The 18,634-nt window shown below is 34.6% G+C and carries 14 protein-coding genes, 2 tRNA genes and 3 pseudogenes; 10 read left to right on the top strand and 9 right to left on the bottom strand.

The features are described 5' to 3' along the window. From fliY to msrA, 8 genes and pseudogenes are all read left to right on the top strand, one after another. The gene (fliY, locus tag IP358_RS00480) at positions 1 to 840 is read left to right on the top strand and encodes a flagellar motor switch protein FliY (RefSeq protein WP_006802232.1); all 840 of its coding nucleotides are present in this window, start codon (positions 1 to 3) and stop codon (positions 838 to 840) included. Between the two features lie 27 nt (positions 841 to 867). Further along, a pseudogene (locus IP358_RS00475) lies at positions 868 to 2,326 on the top strand (MBOAT family O-acyltransferase). A 7-nt stretch (positions 2,327 to 2,333) separates the two neighbouring features. Beyond that, positions 2,334 to 3,422: a hypothetical protein gene (locus IP358_RS00470; protein WP_101357036.1), complete on the top strand. Its 1,089-nt coding sequence runs from the start codon at positions 2,334 to 2,336 to the stop codon at positions 3,420 to 3,422. 6 nt (positions 3,423 to 3,428) lie between these two features. Continuing rightward, positions 3,429 to 3,866, top strand: coding sequence for a hypothetical protein (locus IP358_RS00465; RefSeq protein WP_232086783.1), 438 nt, complete (start codon positions 3,429 to 3,431; stop codon positions 3,864 to 3,866). Between the two features lies 1 nt (position 3,867). Next, complete coding sequence (mnmA, locus tag IP358_RS00460; protein ID WP_006802234.1) at positions 3,868 to 4,911, top strand: tRNA 2-thiouridine(34) synthase MnmA; 1,044 nt, start codon at positions 3,868 to 3,870, stop codon at positions 4,909 to 4,911. 59 nt (positions 4,912 to 4,970) lie between these two features. Then, positions 4,971 to 6,429: pseudogene (locus IP358_RS00455) on the top strand (MBOAT family O-acyltransferase). Between the two features lie 7 nt (positions 6,430 to 6,436). Further along, entirely contained in the window at positions 6,437 to 7,525 is a 1,089-nt protein-coding gene (locus IP358_RS00450) for a hypothetical protein (RefSeq protein WP_101357037.1), read from the top strand. A gap of 35 nt (positions 7,526 to 7,560) precedes the next feature. Next, positions 7,561 to 8,055: a peptide-methionine (S)-S-oxide reductase MsrA gene (gene msrA, locus IP358_RS00445; protein ID WP_006802235.1), complete on the top strand. Its 495-nt coding sequence runs from the start codon at positions 7,561 to 7,563 to the stop codon at positions 8,053 to 8,055. On the opposite strand, the gene def is transcribed toward msrA, so the two are convergent. The 8 genes from def to IP358_RS00405 form a co-directional block, all read right to left on the bottom strand. Next, a complete protein-coding gene (gene def, locus IP358_RS00440) occupies positions 8,052 to 8,558 on the bottom strand; it encodes a peptide deformylase (protein WP_006802236.1) in 507 nt (168 codons plus the stop codon). The two genes, msrA and def, sit on opposite strands and share 4 nt — an antisense overlap. Further along, positions 8,558 to 9,667, bottom strand: coding sequence for a GGDEF domain-containing protein (locus IP358_RS00435; protein ID WP_006802237.1), 1,110 nt, complete (start codon positions 9,665 to 9,667; stop codon positions 8,558 to 8,560). The genes def and IP358_RS00435 overlap by 1 nt, the downstream gene beginning before the upstream one ends. Positions 9,668 to 9,677: 10 nt before the next feature. Continuing rightward, positions 9,678 to 10,268: an ATP-dependent Clp endopeptidase proteolytic subunit ClpP gene (clpP, locus tag IP358_RS00430; protein WP_006802238.1), complete on the bottom strand. Its 591-nt coding sequence runs from the start codon at positions 10,266 to 10,268 to the stop codon at positions 9,678 to 9,680. 1 nt (position 10,269) lies between these two features. Beyond that, complete coding sequence (gene tig, locus IP358_RS00425; RefSeq protein ID WP_006802239.1) at positions 10,270 to 11,559, bottom strand: trigger factor; 1,290 nt, start codon at positions 11,557 to 11,559, stop codon at positions 10,270 to 10,272. Between the two features lie 82 nt (positions 11,560 to 11,641). Then, on the bottom strand, positions 11,642 to 14,020 hold the full coding sequence (locus IP358_RS00420) for a DNA translocase FtsK (RefSeq protein ID WP_006802240.1): 2,379 nt from the start codon (positions 14,018 to 14,020) through the stop codon (positions 11,642 to 11,644). Between the two features lie 1,058 nt (positions 14,021 to 15,078). Beyond that, positions 15,079 to 15,177, bottom strand: a tRNA-Sec gene (locus tag IP358_RS00415). 58 nt (positions 15,178 to 15,235) lie between these two features. Beyond that, positions 15,236 to 16,015, bottom strand: coding sequence for a histidinol-phosphatase (locus IP358_RS00410; protein WP_006802241.1), 780 nt, complete (start codon positions 16,013 to 16,015; stop codon positions 15,236 to 15,238). A gap of 4 nt (positions 16,016 to 16,019) precedes the next feature. Beyond that, positions 16,020 to 16,496, bottom strand: a complete 477-nt coding sequence (locus IP358_RS00405; protein ID WP_006802242.1) for a hypothetical protein — start codon at positions 16,494 to 16,496, stop codon at positions 16,020 to 16,022. Positions 16,497 to 16,594: 98 nt separating this feature from the next. Here IP358_RS00405 and IP358_RS00400 point away from each other — a divergent pair. Next, positions 16,595 to 17,620 (top strand): annotated as a pseudogene (locus IP358_RS00400) (glycosyltransferase family 4 protein); the annotation flags it as partial. Between the two features lie 141 nt (positions 17,621 to 17,761). Continuing rightward, positions 17,762 to 18,391, top strand: coding sequence for a sugar transferase (locus tag IP358_RS00395; RefSeq protein ID WP_040498450.1), 630 nt, complete (start codon positions 17,762 to 17,764; stop codon positions 18,389 to 18,391). On the opposite strand, the gene IP358_RS00390 is transcribed toward IP358_RS00395, so the two are convergent. Beyond that, positions 18,392 to 18,467: transfer RNA gene (locus tag IP358_RS00390), tRNA-Glu, on the bottom strand. Positions 18,468 to 18,634 lie beyond the last annotated feature (167 nt).

Raw genomic sequence — 18,634 nt, 5'->3', positions numbered from 1 at the left:
ATGCTTAATGATTTTTTAAAACTCATTATCCAAGAAACAACCGCTACTATTGAAGGCTTACTAGGACAAACGCCAGAAGTTAGCCACATAGAAGCACAAGATGGTAAAAGCGATTCCATAAATCCCCCTATGGCAAAGATTGATATAAGCACTGATGATGGCTCAAGCCTAGCATTTTTCATCTCACCCAAAGTTGCAACTGCTTTAGCTGATATGATGTTAGGGGGAGAAGGAGAGAGCAAAGAAACAATGGAAGCGGACGATTTGGACGCAACAAAAGAGATTGCTTCTAATATCTTTGGTGCTATTTCCACTTCTCTTGGCGGGCAAAAAGAGCTTCCAAAGCTAAGTTTTAGCATTAGCAATATTAACTTTATCCCTGATGGAGATTTAGGACTTGGAAATTACAGCGGATTTTATACTTTTTCTTTTAATATAGGCTCTGTACAAGATTATTTGTATTTTGGATTTTCTAGCGCGTTTGAAAACCACTTTAACCCAAATGCAAACCAAGCCCTAGAAGAAAGTAGCACAGGAAATGGTGAAGCGCAGGCAAAAGTGGAGCTAAATAATGCTGAAATGAAAAATATGGCAATGCTTTTAGATGTGCGTTTGCAAGTAAAAGTTAGGATCGGGCAGAAAAAAATGTTACTTAAAGATGTGATTGCAATGGATATAGGAAGCGTTGTAGAACTTAATCAACTAGCAAACGACCCTTTAGAAGTGCTTGTAGATGATAAGGTGATTGCAAAAGGGGAAGTCGTCATTGTAGATGGAAACTTTGGAATCCAAATTACAGAAATTGCCCCGAAAAAAGACAGGCTTGATCAATTAATGTAAAAATCTCAAAACAAGGATATTCCGTAAATGCTCTTTAGCTCCTATATCTTCATCTTTGCCTTTTTGCCTATTATGCTTTTAGGCTTTTATGGACTAAGATATTTTAATCAAAACTTTTTAGCTAAACTTTTCTTAGTGCTTGGAAGTTTGTTTTTCTATGCCTTTTGGGAAATTAAATATCTTGGGCTTTTGTTATTATCCATTTTAATTAATTATGGAATCACTTCACTAATGCTAAAGAATTTTGCTAAAAATAATAGGGGGGGGGGGCATAATAAATTCTATCTTTATATTGGAATCTTTTTTAATCTTGCCTTACTTGGATTTTTCAAATACACAGATTTCTTTTTAGAAAATTTTAATTTATTCTCTAAACTTTTACATTTAGATTTTAATATTCCTTTGCCCCATATTCTTTTGCCTTTAGCTATTTCCTTTTTTACCTTTCAGCAAATTGCATTTTTGGTGGATTGTTATAAAAGAATTGATATTAAAGACTTAGAAGAAAATTACGATTCCATCTTTTCAAGTCATTTTAAAATTGATTTTTTAGATTATTGCTTATTTGTTAGCTTTTTTCCACAGCTTATTGCAGGACCTATTGTGCATCATAAAGAAATGATGCCACAATTTAAGTCTTTATCTAAAAGTGTGCAATGGGATAAAATTGCTAAGGGTGTATTTATTTTCTCTATGGGTTTATTTAAAAAAGTTTTTATTGCAGATAGTTTTGCAAAATGGGCTAATAATGGATTTAGCATTGTAGAGAAGGGTGGGTTTTTAAATATTGCAGAGTCTTGGGCGACTTCTTTATCTTATACCTTTCAGCTGTATTTTGATTTTAGTGGGTATTGTGATATGGCAATAGGATTAGGATTGCTTTTTGGAATCCTTTTGCCAATTAATTTTAACTCCCCTTATAAGTCTTTAAGCATTACAGAGTTTTGGAGAAAATGGCATATTACTTTAGGGAGATTTTTAAAAGAGTATCTCTATATTCCATTTTGGATTTATTATTTGGGGAGCATTACACGGACTTGCGATGTGTTTGCATAGAGCTTATGGTTATATCTTAGAATCTTTAAATTTACACAAGGCTACTTTTTTACAAAGTCGTTTGTATAAAGTGTTATGCTGGATTCTTACCTTTAACTTTTTAAATATGACTTGGGTGTTTTTTAGAGCAGAGAATCTCCAAGGAGCTTTTAATCTTTTAGCAGGAATGTTTGGGATTGTATGGGTAGAGTTGCCGGAGAAGGCAAGGCATATTCCAAAATTATTAGCAAATCTTGATGGAAGAAATGAAACTCTTTTCTTTTTAATCTTTGCGTTTATTATTGTTTTGTGCGTCAAAAACAGCATTGAGCTTCTACATAACTTTAAGCCGTCTTGGAAAAATGTCATTTTTGTTAGTGTTTTGTTTTATGTTGCTATTGTAACTCTTAGCATAACACCTTATGTAGAGTTTATTTATTTTAATTTTTAGGGATTTTATGAGCAATTTTAAATTTGTCTTTTACACACTGATATTGTTTATAACATTAACTTGTTTATCTTTGGGATTAATTTATCTCTATGATCCTTTGCAAATTTTTCACAAAAGCTATTTCAAAGAAGAAAGATTTTTTAGCGAAATGCGCGTGGGGGCTAGGGGAATCATTAAACACTATGATTTTGATTCTTATATCTTAGGCAGCTCTATGCTACAAAATACTTCTGCTAAAGAAGCAAGTGAGAAGCTAGGAGGCAAATGGGTGAATATTTCACCAGCAGCTAGCAGCATTAAAGAAAGAGCAATAATTTTAAAATATTTATTCCAAAACAGGAATCCACAAACAATTATTTATTCCCTAGATGCCTTTAGTGATGAAGTCACAACTAAGCCAAATTTCCAGCTTCTTTATGATGATTCCTTGCTAAATGATTTTGAAGCCTATTTAAACGATAGATTTATTATTTGTGCTTTAACTTTTAGCAGAAAGGAAAAATGTATCGGAAAAAAAGATTTAGAAACACTTTTACAATGGATTAAAGAAGAAAAACATATCCAAAGACTAGGCGGTTTTGAAAACTGGATAAAATTTAACCCTGATATTTTCAAAGAGAATCTTAAAGGCTTTGCGCAAGCAAAACCTGTAGAATTTAATACAGATAAAATTGATACAAACAAACAACAAAAACTTTTAAACTCTTTTACTCTGTCTTTTATAAAAGAACACCCGTATACAAAATTTCATTTAATTCTTCCACCTTATTCAAGATTCCATTTTAAGATTAATAGCAAAGCATTTATAGAACGCAAGAAAATTATTTACTATCTACTTCACCAAACAAAAGATTTAAAAAATGTTACAGTCTATGGATTTGATACTTTAGATTATGCAGACAATATCGCAAATTACGCTGGTGATACCATCCATTATGCCAACGATATGAACTCCTTACAACTTAGTGCCATACAAAATAAAACACATATCTTAACCTTGGATAATATGGAATCCTATTTTGATACCTTAGAGCAAAAAATACAAGATTATGATATAACACCACTTATTGATAAGGCGAATGCGACTCTCCCTTAAGCCTTTTTGGCTAAAATTCCGCTTATGGACGATAGGATTAAAGCGTTTATCGCAAAGCAACACTTACTTACTCTCAGCGTGATTGATAGCACGGATACGCATTTGAGCGTTTATGGTGCAAGCTGTTATTATGCGTTTGTTAAAGAAAATTTGAGTCTGTGTTTTAAAAGCGATTCCAACTCTAAACATATAAAATTAGCCTATGTTAATCCTAGTGTTGGAGTAATAATTGCAAAAGATTCTAACACTCTAGCACATCTAAAAGGTGTCCAAATCAAGGCAACTTTCCGTAATGCTACACGACAAGAACAGAGCTTTTATTACAAAAAATTTCCTTTTGCAAGACTTGGAAGTGGAGAGATTTTTGCCCTTGATATTTACTTTGCAAAATATACAGACAATCAACTTTTATTGCAAAAAAAATTAACATACACAAAGGAATAAAATGAAAAAAGTTTTATTATTAATGAGCGGTGGTGTGGATTCTAGCTATTGTGCTTATCTTTTACAAAAACAAGGCTATTTGGTCTATGGAGTGTATTTAAAACTCCACGATAAAGAGGAAAAGCACGCCTATTTTGTGCGTAATATTGAAAAATGCGCAAAACATTTAAACATAGAATATTCTATCATTGATGAAAGGGAGTTGTTTAAAGAAAAAGTTTATGATTATTTTGTGGAATCTTACAAAAAGGGCTTAACGCCAAATCCTTGCGCGATGTGTAATCCCTTTGTAAAATTTGGAATCGCATTTGATTTAGCCGATAAAATGGGGTTTGATTATGTAGCAACAGGACATTATGCGCAAATTAAAGATGGTAAGGTTGCACAAGGGGCGGATATACATAAGGATCAAAGTTATTTTCTTTTTGGATTAAAGCAAGAGTGGATTTCGCGAATTATTTTTCCACTTGGGGATAAGATTAAAGAAGAAATTAAGCCTATCGCTTTAAAGGAACTCTCTTGGCTTGGCACACTAGAAACCTATAAAGACTCTCAAGAGATTTGCTTTGTAGAAAATTCTTATATTGATGTGCTAAATAAGCACTATAAAACAGAATCTAAAGGCAATGTCCTAGATGCGCAAGGGAATGTGATTGGCACACATAAAGGTTATATGCAATATACCATTGGAAAGCGCAAAGGCTTTGAAATTAAGGGTGCGCTAACTCCACATTATGTACTAAAAATCAATCCCCAAGATAACACTATTGTTGTGGGCAATAAGGAAGCTCTAGCTACAAAGGAAGTGCGTGCGACAAATTTCTCTTTGCCAAAAGAATATTTTAAAGACAACAATACCCTAGAATGCGAAGTAAAAATCCGCTACAAAAGCCACAAAGCAAAAGCTAGAATTGAATTGATTAAAGAAGCACAAAAAGAAGTGATTGTAGCACATTTGCAAGAGCCTGTTTATGGTGTGGCAAGCGGACAAGCTCTTGTGCTTTATGATGGCTCTAAAGTGCTTGGTGGTGGATTTATCCTTTAATACTTTATTAATACTTTAAGTAAAATATGTTAAAATCCAAATTTTTCTAAGGATAGCCTATGCTCTTTAGCTCCTATATCTTCATCTTTGCCTTTTTGCCTATTATGCTTTTAGGCTTTTATGGACTAAGATATTTTAATCAAAACTTTTTAGCTAAACTTTTCTTAGTGCTTGGAAGTTTGTTTTTCTATGCCTTTTGGGAAATTAAATATCTTGGGCTTTTGTTATTATCCATTTTAATTAATTATGGAATCACTTCACTAATGCTAAAGAATTTTGCTAAAAATAATAGGGGGGGGGGGCATAATAAATTCTATCTTTATATTGGAATCTTTTTTAATCTTGCCTTACTTGGATTTTTCAAATACACAGATTTCTTTTTAGAAAATTTTAATTTATTCTCTAAACTTTTACATTTAGATTTTAATATTCCTTTGCCCCATATTCTTTTGCCTTTAGCTATTTCCTTTTTTACCTTTCAGCAAATTGCATTTTTGGTGGATTGTTATAAAAGAATTGATATTAAAGACTTAGAAGAAAATTACGATTCCATCTTTTCAAGTCATTTTAAAATTGATTTTTTAGATTATTGCTTATTTGTTAGCTTTTTTCCACAGCTTATTGCAGGACCTATTGTGCATCATAAAGAAATGATGCCACAATTTAAGTCTTTATCTAAAAGTGTGCAATGGGATAAAATTGCTAAGGGTGTATTTATTTTCTCTATGGGTTTATTTAAAAAAGTTTTTATTGCAGATAGTTTTGCAAAATGGGCTAATAATGGATTTAGCATTGTAGAGAAGGGTGGGTTTTTAAATATTGCAGAGTCTTGGGCGACTTCTTTATCTTATACCTTTCAGCTGTATTTTGATTTTAGTGGGTATTGTGATATGGCAATAGGATTAGGATTGCTTTTTGGAATCCTTTTGCCAATTAATTTTAACTCCCCTTATAAGTCTTTAAGCATTACAGAGTTTTGGAGAAAATGGCATATTACTTTAGGGAGATTTTTAAAAGAGTATCTCTATATTCCATTTTGGATTTATTATTTGGGGAGCATTACACGGACTTGCGATGTGTTTGCATAGAGCTTATGGTTATATCTTAGAATCTTTAAATTTACACAAGGCTACTTTTTTACAAAGTCGTTTGTATAAAGTGTTATGCTGGATTCTTACCTTTAACTTTTTAAATATGACTTGGGTGTTTTTTAGAGCAGAGAATCTCCAAGGAGCTTTTAATCTTTTAGCAGGAATGTTTGGGATTGTATGGGTAGAGTTGCCGGAGAAGGCAAGGCATATTCCAAAATTATTAGCAAATCTTGATGGAAGAAATGAAACTCTTTTCTTTTTAATCTTTGCGTTTATTATTGTTTTGTGCGTCAAAAACAGCATTGAGCTTCTACATAACTTTAAGCCGTCTTGGAAAAATGTCATTTTTGTTAGTGTTTTGTTTTATGTTGCTATTGTAACTCTTAGCATAACACCTTATGTAGAGTTTATTTATTTTAATTTTTAGGGATTTTATGAGCAATTTTAAATTTGTCTTTTACACACTGATATTGTTTATAACATTAACTTGTTTATCTTTGGGATTAATTTATCTCTATGATCCTTTGCAAATTTTTCACAAAAGCTATTTCAAAGAAGAAAGATTTTTTAGCGAAATGCGCGTGGGGGCTAGGGGAATCATTAAACACTATGATTTTGATTCTTATATCTTAGGCAGCTCTATGCTACAAAATACTTCTGCTAAAGAAGCAAGTGAGAAGCTAGGAGGCAAATGGGTGAATATTTCACCAGCAGCTAGCAGCATTAAAGAAAGAGCAATAATTTTAAAATATTTATTCCAAAACAGGAATCCACAAACAATTATTTATTCCCTAGATGCCTTTAGTGATGAAGTCACAACTAAGCCAAATTTCCAGCTTCTTTATGATGATTCCTTGCTAAATGATTTTGAAGCCTATTTAAACGATAGATTTATTATTTGTGCTTTAACTTTTAGCAGAAAGGAAAAATGTATCGGAAAAAAAGATTTAGAAACACTTTTACAATGGATTAAAGAAGAAAAACATATCCAAAGACTAGGCGGTTTTGAAAACTGGATAAAATTTAACCCTGATATTTTCAAAGAGAATCTTAAAGGCTTTGCGCAAGCAAAACCTGTAGAATTTAATACAGATAAAATTGATACAAACAAACAACAAAAACTTTTAAACTCTTTTACTCTGTCTTTTATAAAAGAACACCCGTATACAAAATTTCATTTAATTCTTCCACCTTATTCAAGATTCCATTTTAAGATTAATAGCAAAGCATTTATAGAACGCAAGAAAATTATTTACTATCTACTTCACCAAACAAAAGATTTAAAAAATGTTACAGTCTATGGATTTGATACTTTAGATTATGCAGACAATATCGCAAATTACGCTGGTGATACCATCCATTATGCCAACGATATGAACTCCTTACAACTTAGTGCCATACAAAATAAAACACATATCTTAACCTTGGATAATATGGAATCCTATTTTGATACCTTAGAGCAAAAAATACAAGATTATGATATAACACCACTTATTGATATTGTAAAAAATATGAAAGAATAGTAAATTTTTATTTTTTTAATTTTTAGGAAAAACATATGCAACAAACAATTTATTTAGCAGGCGGATGTTTTTGGGGTGTGCAAGGGTATTTTGATTTGCTTAAGGGTGTGCTTAATTCACAAGTGGGTTATGCAAATTCTAAGGTGGAATCTCCTAGCTATCAACAAGTTTGTAGCGGAGCAACACAGGCAACAGAAGCAGTAGAGATTTCTTTTGATTCTACTCTTTTAAGCCTTGAAATGTTGCTTAAACGCTTTTTTAGTATCATTAATCCCTTTGCACTCAATTATCAAGGCAACGATATTGGCACACAATATAGAAGCGGTATTTATACGCAAGACACACAAATGCTAAAAGAAATTAAAGGTTTTGTGGAAAATTTACAAAAGCAATTTTCTCAAAAAATTGTTACAGAAGTAAGCCTGTTAGAAAACTTCTATTCCGCTGAAGCCTACCATCAAAAATATCTTGCTAAGAATCCTAATGGATATTGCCATATTGACTTAAGTGCAGCATTAAAAGAGATTTAGTGCTTTTGCCTTTGCTTTAGCTCTTTTTCAAACTTTTTGCGCTTAACAATGGAAAGTTTATCAATAAATAAAACCCCATTTAAATGATCAATTTCGTGCTGAAAGGCAACTGCTAGATAGTCTTGCGCAACAATTTCTTGTGGATTTCCATAACGATCTTGATAGGCGATTTTTATGTTTGAAGCGCGTTTGATTTCTTCATAAAATTCTGGCACACTTAAGCAACCTTCATTAAAAAGAATTTCCCCGTCTCTTTCTATGATTTTTGGATTAATCACTTCTAGTAAATCTTCTTTATGCTGATTGCCATCTTCATCTGGGATACAAATTAAAAGCGCTCGGATAGGCTTTGCTACTTGAATTGCAGAGATTCCAACACCATTTTTTGCAAGCATTACTTCATACATTTCATCTAAAAGCGTGTGCAATCCTTTATCAAAAACTTCCACAGACTTAGAGATTTGACGCAACAAAGGATTGGGATAAGTGATAACTTCTAACATTAACTCTCCCCAAAAACCATGAAAGAAACATTGCCACTTGAAGCCTTTTTTAACGCCTCAAGCCCATTTTTTATAATTTCTTTTTGTTTAGAAAATTCATTAATCTCAACAATGCCAGTGCAAACACTTAAAGGAATTTCTTCATCATTAACAATAATATTGATTCCAACAACCTTTTCAATCAGGCGGTTCGCAAAGCGTTTTGCCGCATCTTTATCGCTATGACTTAATAAAATTCCAAAAATCCCTGCTTCATAATAGGCAACAATATCACTACGATTAGCAACTTTTTGCAACATTTTTGATAATGAGCGATTAATCACCACTGCTGTTTTATCCGAAGTAATGCGACTTTGCAAACTTTTTGATACACGCACAAGCAAAAGTGATGATTTATATCCACCTACATTTACAGAATTTACTTCAGCTAACACGCGTTTTTCTAAAAAGCGTTTATTATAGATTCCATATACACTATTGCAAATCACCTCATCGCTAATTCCCTGAATAGAAGCAAGTGTTTTTTCGTGCATTGTTTTAATATCTTGGAGTTGATGCCCGGCAACTTCGCCAAGTTTATCTAACTCTTTTTGAAAAATTGTAATAATGTTTTGCAAAGCAATGGCATTAGTTGTGGTTTCTACTTCTTTTTCGTGCTTTTTCAAGATATTTTGGAGCAATTTTAAATTTTTCAGCAAAGCTTCCACTTGATTGAGAGTGCTTGCCATATAACTTTGTGTTTTTAGCACTTTGGATTCCAAAGCAGCCTGCTTTTCTTCTGGGCGTTGATCTACTTCTACATACTGAAAAGCATCATCTCTAAAGGCTTGAGATTTGTCTTCTAAAAGTTTTTCAAAATAGATTCTATAATTATAAGGTGTGGGCAAAATCCCATTTGCACTCAATTCTTGAATAACTTGCAAACCATACTCTTCTAAAGAGTTTGCATTGCCACTCGTTCCAGCGCTTTGAGTTGAGATAGATGGTTGCAAAGATTCAGTATCCATTCCAAAAGATGAAAAGGAGCTTGCGCTCCCTAAACTAGATTCCTCAATGCCATTAGCTTCAAAACTTTGCAATCCATCAAAGGAACCAAAATCATCTTTCACGACACACTCCTTATTTTAAACTTTTTTCCAAAACACTATCAATCAAACCATATTCCTGCGCTTCTTTTGCGCTTAAGTAAAAATCTCTATCCGTATCTTTTGCAATTTTTTCTAATGGCTGATTTGTATTGCTTGCTAGAATTTCATTTAAACTAGATTTTAAGCGTAAAATTTCTTTTGCTTGGATTTCAATCTCTGTCGCCTGTCCTTGCGCTCCCCCTAAAGGCTGATGAATCATAATGCGAGAGTTTGGCAGGGAATACCGCTTACCTTTTGTGCCACAACTTAGCAAAAATGCCCCCATACTTGCTGCTTGCCCTATGCAAATCGTGCTAATATCGGGCTTGACATAATTCATCGTATCATAAATGCTTAAGCCACTTGTTACTACACCACCGGGGGAGTTGATATACAAATAAATATCTTTTTCTGGATCTTCGGCTTCTAAGAATAGTAATTGAGCAACGATAGATGATGCCAATCCATCATCAATCTGTCCGCTTAAGAGAATAATTCTATCTTTTAAAAGCCTAGAATAAATATCATACGCTCTTTCACCGCGCCCAGTTTTTTCAATCACTGTTGGCACATAATAACCCATACTACGCCTTTTTATCTAAGAGTGCTGTTAAAACTCTATCTTCAAGCATTGCCATTTTAACTGCTGGAATTAAATTATTGTTTTTATAATATTCAAACATTGCCTTAGGGTCTTGACGCATTGCCATTGCTTCATAATAAATTGTATTAATCACCTCATTATCTGGGATTTGAATATTATCACGCTTTGCAATCGCATCAATTAGCAATGTTACACGCACGCTTTTTTGCGCATTTTCTCTTTGCTCTTCGCGTTTTGCTTGCATTGCTTCTCTATCTTTTGCTAGTTTTTCTTGCTCTTCTTTAGATAACGTCATAAACGCATTTCTAAGCAATAAATCCATTTCTTGTTCTACAATGGATTTTGGCAAGTCAAATATAATCTTGGCATTTAAATTATCCACAAGTTTTTCTTTAAGCTCATTATTATAGGCTTCATGTTTTTTTTCATCTTGAAGTTGTTCTTTTACTTTCGCTCTTAGGCTCTCTACACTTGCTTCTTTATCATCTGGGAATAGAGTTTTTGCAAAATTATCATCAATTTCAATCTTGCCCTTAGTTTGAATCTCAAGCAATTTTACCTTAAACACTGCTGGCTTGCCTGCTAAATCTTTAGCTTGATAGTTTTCTGGGAAAGTTACATTGATTTCTTTTTCTTCCCCTTTTTTCATTCCAATTAATTGCTCTTCAAAACCTTCAATGAAAGACTTGCTTCCAATTTTTAGCAAATATCCCTCTGATTTTCCACCTTCAAATGGTTTTCCATCAATAAAACCTTCAAAGTCAATTTTGGCAAACTCTCCATCTTTTAGTTTGCGTCTACCATCTTCAATTTTAACCAATGGTGCTCTAGCACTTGCGATTTCTTCTAATCGCGCTTCAATATCAGAATCTTTTACTTCTGGGATTTTTACTTCTGGGATACAAGAATCTATATCATCAAGCTTGATTGTCGGAGCCAAACTAATTTCCACTTCAAGCTCGATTCCATTGTCTTTTTTCTCAAATTTTGTAATACGCGGATCACCAAGAAGCATAGTCGCTTCAACATTTAACTCTTTTAAAATATCTTGCAGTAAATCTTGCACGCACTCTCTTTGTGCATCCTCTTCAAGTTGCTTGCCATAACGCTGTTTAATTGCTACTGCTGGAACTTTTCCTTTGCGGAATCCATCTAGCTTTAAATTCTTGCTTGCCGCCTTTGTAACTTTATCCAGCTTTTTATTGAGCAAATCTGCTGGGATTGTAGCCTGTGCTATTACATTTGCGCTATCTACTTTATTGACCTTCATTCTCTTTGTGCTCCAAATTTAAAATTTAATCAATTTTTGATTCTAACAAAACTTTTCTTAAAACAACCATTTCATAATGATTTTACTCTCCAATAATCTCACGCACTCCTTTAGAATTTTCTTTGCTTAAAAATCCCCTTTGTTGCATTTGCTCTACGATATTTGCTGCCTTATTAAATCCAATTCCTAGGCGGCGTTGAATGTAACTAATAGAAGTCTTACCATCTGCTAACATAATACGCTTTGCCTCTTCATAAAGATCATCAGCTTCTCCGTTAGATTGCACTTGCGCGCGCTCTTCTTTTTGCAAAAAGCGTTCATCATATTGTGGAGAGCATTGCGCTTTAATAAATTCTACAATGCGTTCAATCTCTTCTTCTGTGCTAAATGGGGCGTGCAAGCGCGTTACATTTCCACCGCCCACCGCGAAAAGCATATCCCCATTGCCCAATAACGACTCTGCTCCATGGCAGTCTAAAATCACTTTAGAATCTATCTTTTGCCCCACTTTATAGCTTATGCGTGAAGGAAGATTTGCTTTAATAAGTCCTGTTACTACATCAACACTTGGGCGTTGTGTAGCAACGATTAAATGGATTCCACTTGATCGTGCCATTTGCGTTAGGCGCGAGATAGAAGCCTCTGCTTCTTTGCCTCCTGTCATCATTAAATCGGCTAACTCATCAATAATAATCACAATATAAGGAAATGGTTCAAAGCCTTCAATCTCTGCTTTTTGATTATAGCTATCAATATTTTTAACCCTTGCTTCACTAATTAATGCATTGCGTTGCTCCATTTCTTTAACCGCGACATCAAGGGCAAAAATCGCATTTTTAGGATTTGTAATCACGGGAGTTAAGAGATGCGGAATATCATTGTAAATGCTAAATTCCACCATTTTAGGATCCACCATAATCAATTTAAGCTTATCGGGTGGATTTTTATAAAGCAAGGATAAAATCATCGCATTAATCCCCACGCTCTTACCACTGCCTGTTGTTCCAGCAATTAGCAAATGGGGAAGCTTTTTTAAATCCGTTACAAAAGGATTACCTACAATATCCTTGCCTAATGCTAAAGTTAGCGGCGAGAGAGAGTTTTTAAACAAATCATTTTCTAAAATTTCACGCAAATAAATGGTTTCAACTTGTGCATTTGGAATCTCAATCCCCACAACATCTTTTCCCGGAATTGGTGCTTGGATACGGATTGTTTTAGCGCGCAAAGCCATCGCTAAATCATCTTGCAAAGTTAGGATGCGTGAAACCTTGACATTTGGGCTTGGGCGAAACTCAAAAGTTGTTACAATAGGACCTGAATAAGTGCGCACAATATCGCCTTCGATCTTAAACACACGCATTTTATTTAATAAATCATTGATTTTTCTATCAATTTCACTCTCATCAATTTCAATATGCGCTCTTTTTGGCTCTTGTAAAAACTCTAATTTAGGTAATTCATAATCTTTAGATTCTAACATTTGTGGAGTTTGTGCCATTTCTAAAGTTTCCAAAAGAGCTGCATTTTCCTCTAGTGTTTTTACAATTTCTACGCTTTGTTGTGGCTCTTGTCGCACTTGCGGTGTTTGGACAGATTGTGTTTGGATTACAGGCTGCGGTGCAATCTCTTGCAGCTGTGGTATTTGAGCGGGTGGCATTTCTTGTTTTGGAGTTTGGATAGGGGCTTGTTGTGCTTGTATGGATTCCGTTACTTGTGGCTCTTGCGGCTTTGCAACTTGTTGTGGTGCTGTGGTTAGAATTTTAGATTCCATAGTTTGTTCTATCACAATAGGTTGTGTGATTTGTTGTATCGGCTCTTGATAATGCGCATAACCATAGCCAAAAGTTGGAATCGTATTGGGAATTGTGCTGTATTGCGGGATTATTTCAGGTTGTGGCACAATTTCTTGGATCTGTGGCGTTGCTTGGATTTGTGGAGTTTGAATAGTGGCTTGCGGTATTTCTTGCTGTGGAATTATATTTTCAGATTTCGTATTTTCTAAAGTTTGCGCTGTTTGATTTGTAATTTCAGTATTTTTAACTTCAGCGTTTTTAGATTCCATATTTTCTGAATTTTCCGACAAAGGATGAGTGCTTACTTTATCTCCATAATAAAAAATTGTTTTAGGGAGTGTGTTTTTCTTGTCTGGATACTCCTTTTGAAAATTGCTTGCATCTACAAGGCGATCGTGTGTCCCAACAGGCTCTTTGTCATAATATGCGCTAAAAGGAGTTGCGGCATAGAGATTTTTTGGATAAGACTTAATAGCTTGTTTTCTTGAGCTTTCCTTTTGTAATGATTCTTGTTGAGCAAATTCCTGCTTGGGTGGCGGAGTTTGTTCTAACTCTCCACCAAGTTCACCAATACTTTCTTTTTTAATGAGCTTTATGGGTTCTTCCTCTTTTTCTTCTTTGTAATAGCTTTTTTCAAAACGCTTGAAGTTTTCCAAGCTTGCCATAGATTGTATTTGAAATTGCGTTGCATCAAAACTATCTTGTGGGAGATTTTTCGCGTTAATCACACGGATTTCCTCATCTTCTGGCTCTTTAGAAATCTCTTCTAAAGGATTATCTTCACGCATAGGAAGTTCTATATCTTGACGCAACTCATCAATCCCTTCTTCAAATTCAACTTTAGATTCATCTTGGGATTCAGCATAATCATCTTGTTCTTCTTTGTCTTGAAAATTAAAAGCTATGTTTTCTTTTGGCTGTGGATTGTTTTTACTCTGCTCAATCAGCTCATCAAGCGTTAATGAGCGCAATTCTTGCTCTATTTGTGCTACTTCTTGTGTTTCTTTTAAAATCTCTTTTTGATTTTCTATAAACTCATCTTTTTTTTCTTGTAAATTTTTAGATTCCATATTTGATTCTACATTTATAAGCTTAAAATCACTAGATTCTACGATGGAATCTTTTTTAACAGGCAGTGCAAAAAATGCCTTTGTTTTTAACCAAAAAATCTTTAGCTTTTCTGTGTTTTTATGCAATTTATCTTTTGAAATTTTAGCGTGCTTTAAGTCTTTTTTTAAATCATCTTTAAGCGCATTTAGCGCAACGCTATAAAGCTCTTTTGGCGATTTTTCTGTGTATAAAACCACACCAAATCCAAGCATTAAAAGGCTTAAGATAAAAACCCCAAGCGAAGTGATAATAGGCTTTAAGACATTATAAAACGCAACACCTAAAATTCCAGCATTTTCAAAGAAAAGCCCTTGAAGCACAAGAAGCGCAAAGGCTATAATGGTTAAGCCTAATCCCTTTTCTAATGGATTTTGAAAAGTTGGAATCGCTTTTGTTTGATAAAGCACAAAAGCCGCGCCAAATGCCCAAACATAGCCAAAATATCCCAAAAGCCAAAATTGCGCGTGCGGCAAAAAGCCTAAAAACGCAACAGCTTCCCCTAAAAGCGTTAAGATTCCAACAAGCACCAATGCTCCTATAACAAGCATTTTTATTTGATTGAATTGTGAAAATATCTTCTTGTAATTTTTTATGATAAAGTCCTTAAATGAAGTGGCGAGAGGGTGAGAGAATCGAACTCCCCAGCAAATAGACACCTATCCGCTCAAATGGGTTTGAAGCCCACGATGCCCACCAGTGACATATACCCTCCGCAAATGAGAGTTAAGAATTTAGCGCAAATTTACTTAATTTTCAATTTTTAACACGCATTAAAACTCTATCAACTCTCTTTCTCTTTGGCGATACACGGCACATTTTGTGTAACCAACTTCTTTGGCTAATGCTTCAATTTCCTTGCGTTTAAAGTTGATTTGACTTAACGCGTGTGCATCGCTCCCAAAAGTAATAGGAATTTCTAAGGCATAGCAAGCTTCTAAAATCTCTTTGCTAGGGTACTGCTCCCCTATCTCTTTGCGAAAACCAGAGGCGTTAATCTCCACACACATATTTGCTTGTTTTATCGATTTTAGCGTGCTTTCTATCTCTTTTCTTAGATCCTTTGTAGGAAAATATTTAAACACTTTTAATAAATCCATATGTGCTACAATATCAAACTTTCCACTTTTTGATAAAGCCTGTATTGCCCTAAAATACTCCACCCAACAATCATTGATATCACGCCTTGCATACTCTCTAATAAACTCTGGATTATCAAAGCCCCAATCCCCCAGAAAATGCACTGCCCCAATCCTATAATCTAGTGGAATCTCAAACAAAAAATCCTCCATAAAAGGTGGCAAAAAGTCAATTTCAAGCGCGCTTAAAATCTCAATTTGCCCAGCGTATTTTTCCTTTAAAGACAAAACGGATTCCAAATACAAAGGTAATTCTTCAAAACGCATTCTGTATTTTGGGTCAAACTTCATAGGATTATGGCAAGAGAAGCCAAAAACTTGAATATTTTCTTCAATCGCCTTTAAAACATACTCTTCCATTGTGCCAGTAGCGTGGTTACACAAGCTTGTGTGATTATGTAAATCTATGCGCATAGCCTTAGCCCATTTTCTTTTCCATTTCTTTGGTGATATGCAAGCTTAACACATGCTTATCAAACACAGCCACATAAAAAATCGCATCAAAAATCTTAATATCGAGCACAAAGCCTTCTACCTTAACTTCGCGCTTTTTGGTATCTTCTTGCAAAGTTTCAGCGCGAAATAAGACTTCATTGCTAAGCTCAATGGGCGCTAAAAACTTCACTTCCGCTCCTATCATAATTCCATTTGGCTCATTTACCGCTAAAAGCGCGCAATATGCGGCACTTGAAAACAAATATCCAGAATGCACAAGCCCCTGTTTATCTAGCACCATTTTATTTGTAACTTCTAGCAAAACGCTTGCCTTGCCATATCTTTGCTCTTTAATCACACCATTTGCAGGATTTATGTTTAAGCAAGTTTTTTGGATAACCGCGTCATTATCGGGTTTATTTAAAAAATCCTCTTCCTCTTCTATGAGTTCATCTTCCATATATCACTCCTTTAAAAGTGGCGCATTATAGCATAATTGCACGCTTAAATTTATTGTCTTTTTAATGTTATAATGCTTGCAAATTTTAAAGGCTTTGTATGAAAATCGTATTTTTATCGCACACTGATTCTAATCTTTTTAGATTCCGCCTTCCTGTAATGCTTGCCCTAAAAAAGCAAGGACACGAAGTTATCGCCCTAATTCCAAGGGGGGAATGCTTTGATAGCTTCGCTCCTTTAGGCATTCAAGCCGTAGAATATTCTATTAATCGCAGTAGTTTAAACCCATTTAGCGCGTTAAGTAGCATTAAAGAGATTGCTGAAATTTTAAAGCAATTACGCCCCAATATTGTGCATACTTTTATGCTAAAGCCAAATATTTTTGGCGCATTTGCTGCTAAGATTGCTGGAATTCCTTATGTGATAAACAGCCTTACAGGACTTGGAAGCTTCTATGTAGAAGACAATATTAAGGCTAAAATTTTCCGCTTCATTATTGAAACACTTAATCGCATTTCTTTTAAAATTGCTAAAAAAGTGCTTTTTCAAAACCAAGATGACCTAAATTTATTTGTCAAAAAGGGCTTAGTTGGTGCGGATAAAACGACGCTTATTAAAGGCTCTGGTATTGATACACAAGCCTTTTTGCCCTATTGTGTTGATGAACGCAATACAATCCGTGCGAAGCTTTTAGATTCCATAGATTCTAACATTCCTAAAGATTGCGTGCTTGTGTTAATGGTAGCGCGCGCTATTTTACACAAGGGCGTTAGAGAATATTATGCAAGTGCTGAGATTTTAAAAAAACGGAATCCAAATTTTATTTTTTTATATGTTGGCGGTGTGGATTTGGGAAATGTCGCCCCCATTGATGAAAGTTTTTTGAAGTCTTCAAATGCTGTAATTTATCTAGGGGAACGCAAGGATATTAGGGAGTTAATCGGGGCTTGCGATGTGTTTGTGTTACCAAGTTATAGAGAGGGAATTCCTCGCACACTTTTGGAGGCTGGAAGTATGGCAAAGCCTATTATTACCACAAATGCTGTGGGTTGTCGCGAAGTGGTAAGCAATGGTGAAAATGGGTTTTTAGTAGAAGTTGCTAACACACAAGCCCTAACTCAAGCTTTAGAAAAACTTTGCAAAGATAAGGATTTGCAAGAAAAATTTGGCATTGCAAGCCGCAAGAAAGTTTGCAAAGAATTTAGCGTGGAATCTGTGGTGCAACAATATCTTTGCCTTTATGATGAGGTTTTAAGCCCTAAAAATATGGAATCCAAAAATAAAAGCCTTTATGCAAGCATTTTAAAGCCTATTTTTGATAGAGCTTTAGCATTAATTTTGTTGCTTCTTTTCTCGCCGATTCTTTGTGTTGTTGGCTTGCTTATCCGCATAAAGCTAGGAAGCCCTGTATTTTTTGCTCAAGAGCGACCTGGAAAAAATGGCAAAATCTTTAAAATCTACAAATTCCGCACAATGAGCGATGAGCGCGATAGCAAAGGTGAGCTGCTCCCTGATGAGCAACGCTTAAAGGGCTTTGGCAAATTTGTGCGCAAAAGTAGCTTAGATGAGCTTCCACAGCTTTTTAATGTATTAAAGGGAGAGATGAGCTTTATAGGACCACGCCCTTTACTTGTGGAGTATTTGCCACTTTATTCTAAAGAGCAAGCACGCCGCCACGAAGTTAGCCCCGGAATCACAGGCTGGGCGCAAGTAAATGGGCGCAATGCGATTTCTTGGGAAGAGAAGTTTAAATTAGATGTTTGGTATGTGGATAATCTTAGTTTTTTGTTAGATTGTAAGATTTTTTATATGACATTTTATAAGGTAATTAAGCGTAAAGATATTAGCTCAAACACAAGCGTTACAATGGAAAAATTCACAGGAAACAAGAAATAATGGCGACCCTTGGAAGATTTGAACTTCCGTTTATGCCGTGAAAGGGCATTATCCTTGGCCACTAGATGAAAGGGTCGAAAAGAGTCGGCATTTTAGCAGACTTATCGCCATTTTTTGCTTAAAGAAAGTTTCTTAAGATTTAACAAAATTCCTAAAATTAACAGACAAAAAAATCTTTTAGTTGTATAATCTAAAATCCATTTGGATAAATTTTTCATAAGGAGATCGTATGAAGAAACTTTT

It is taken from the genome of Helicobacter winghamensis ATCC BAA-430 (assembly GCF_028751035.1).
GTDB classification, from domain to species: Bacteria; Campylobacterota; Campylobacteria; order Campylobacterales; family Helicobacteraceae; genus Helicobacter_D; species Helicobacter_D winghamensis.
This window is presented reverse-complemented; position numbering and strand designations above follow the sequence as displayed.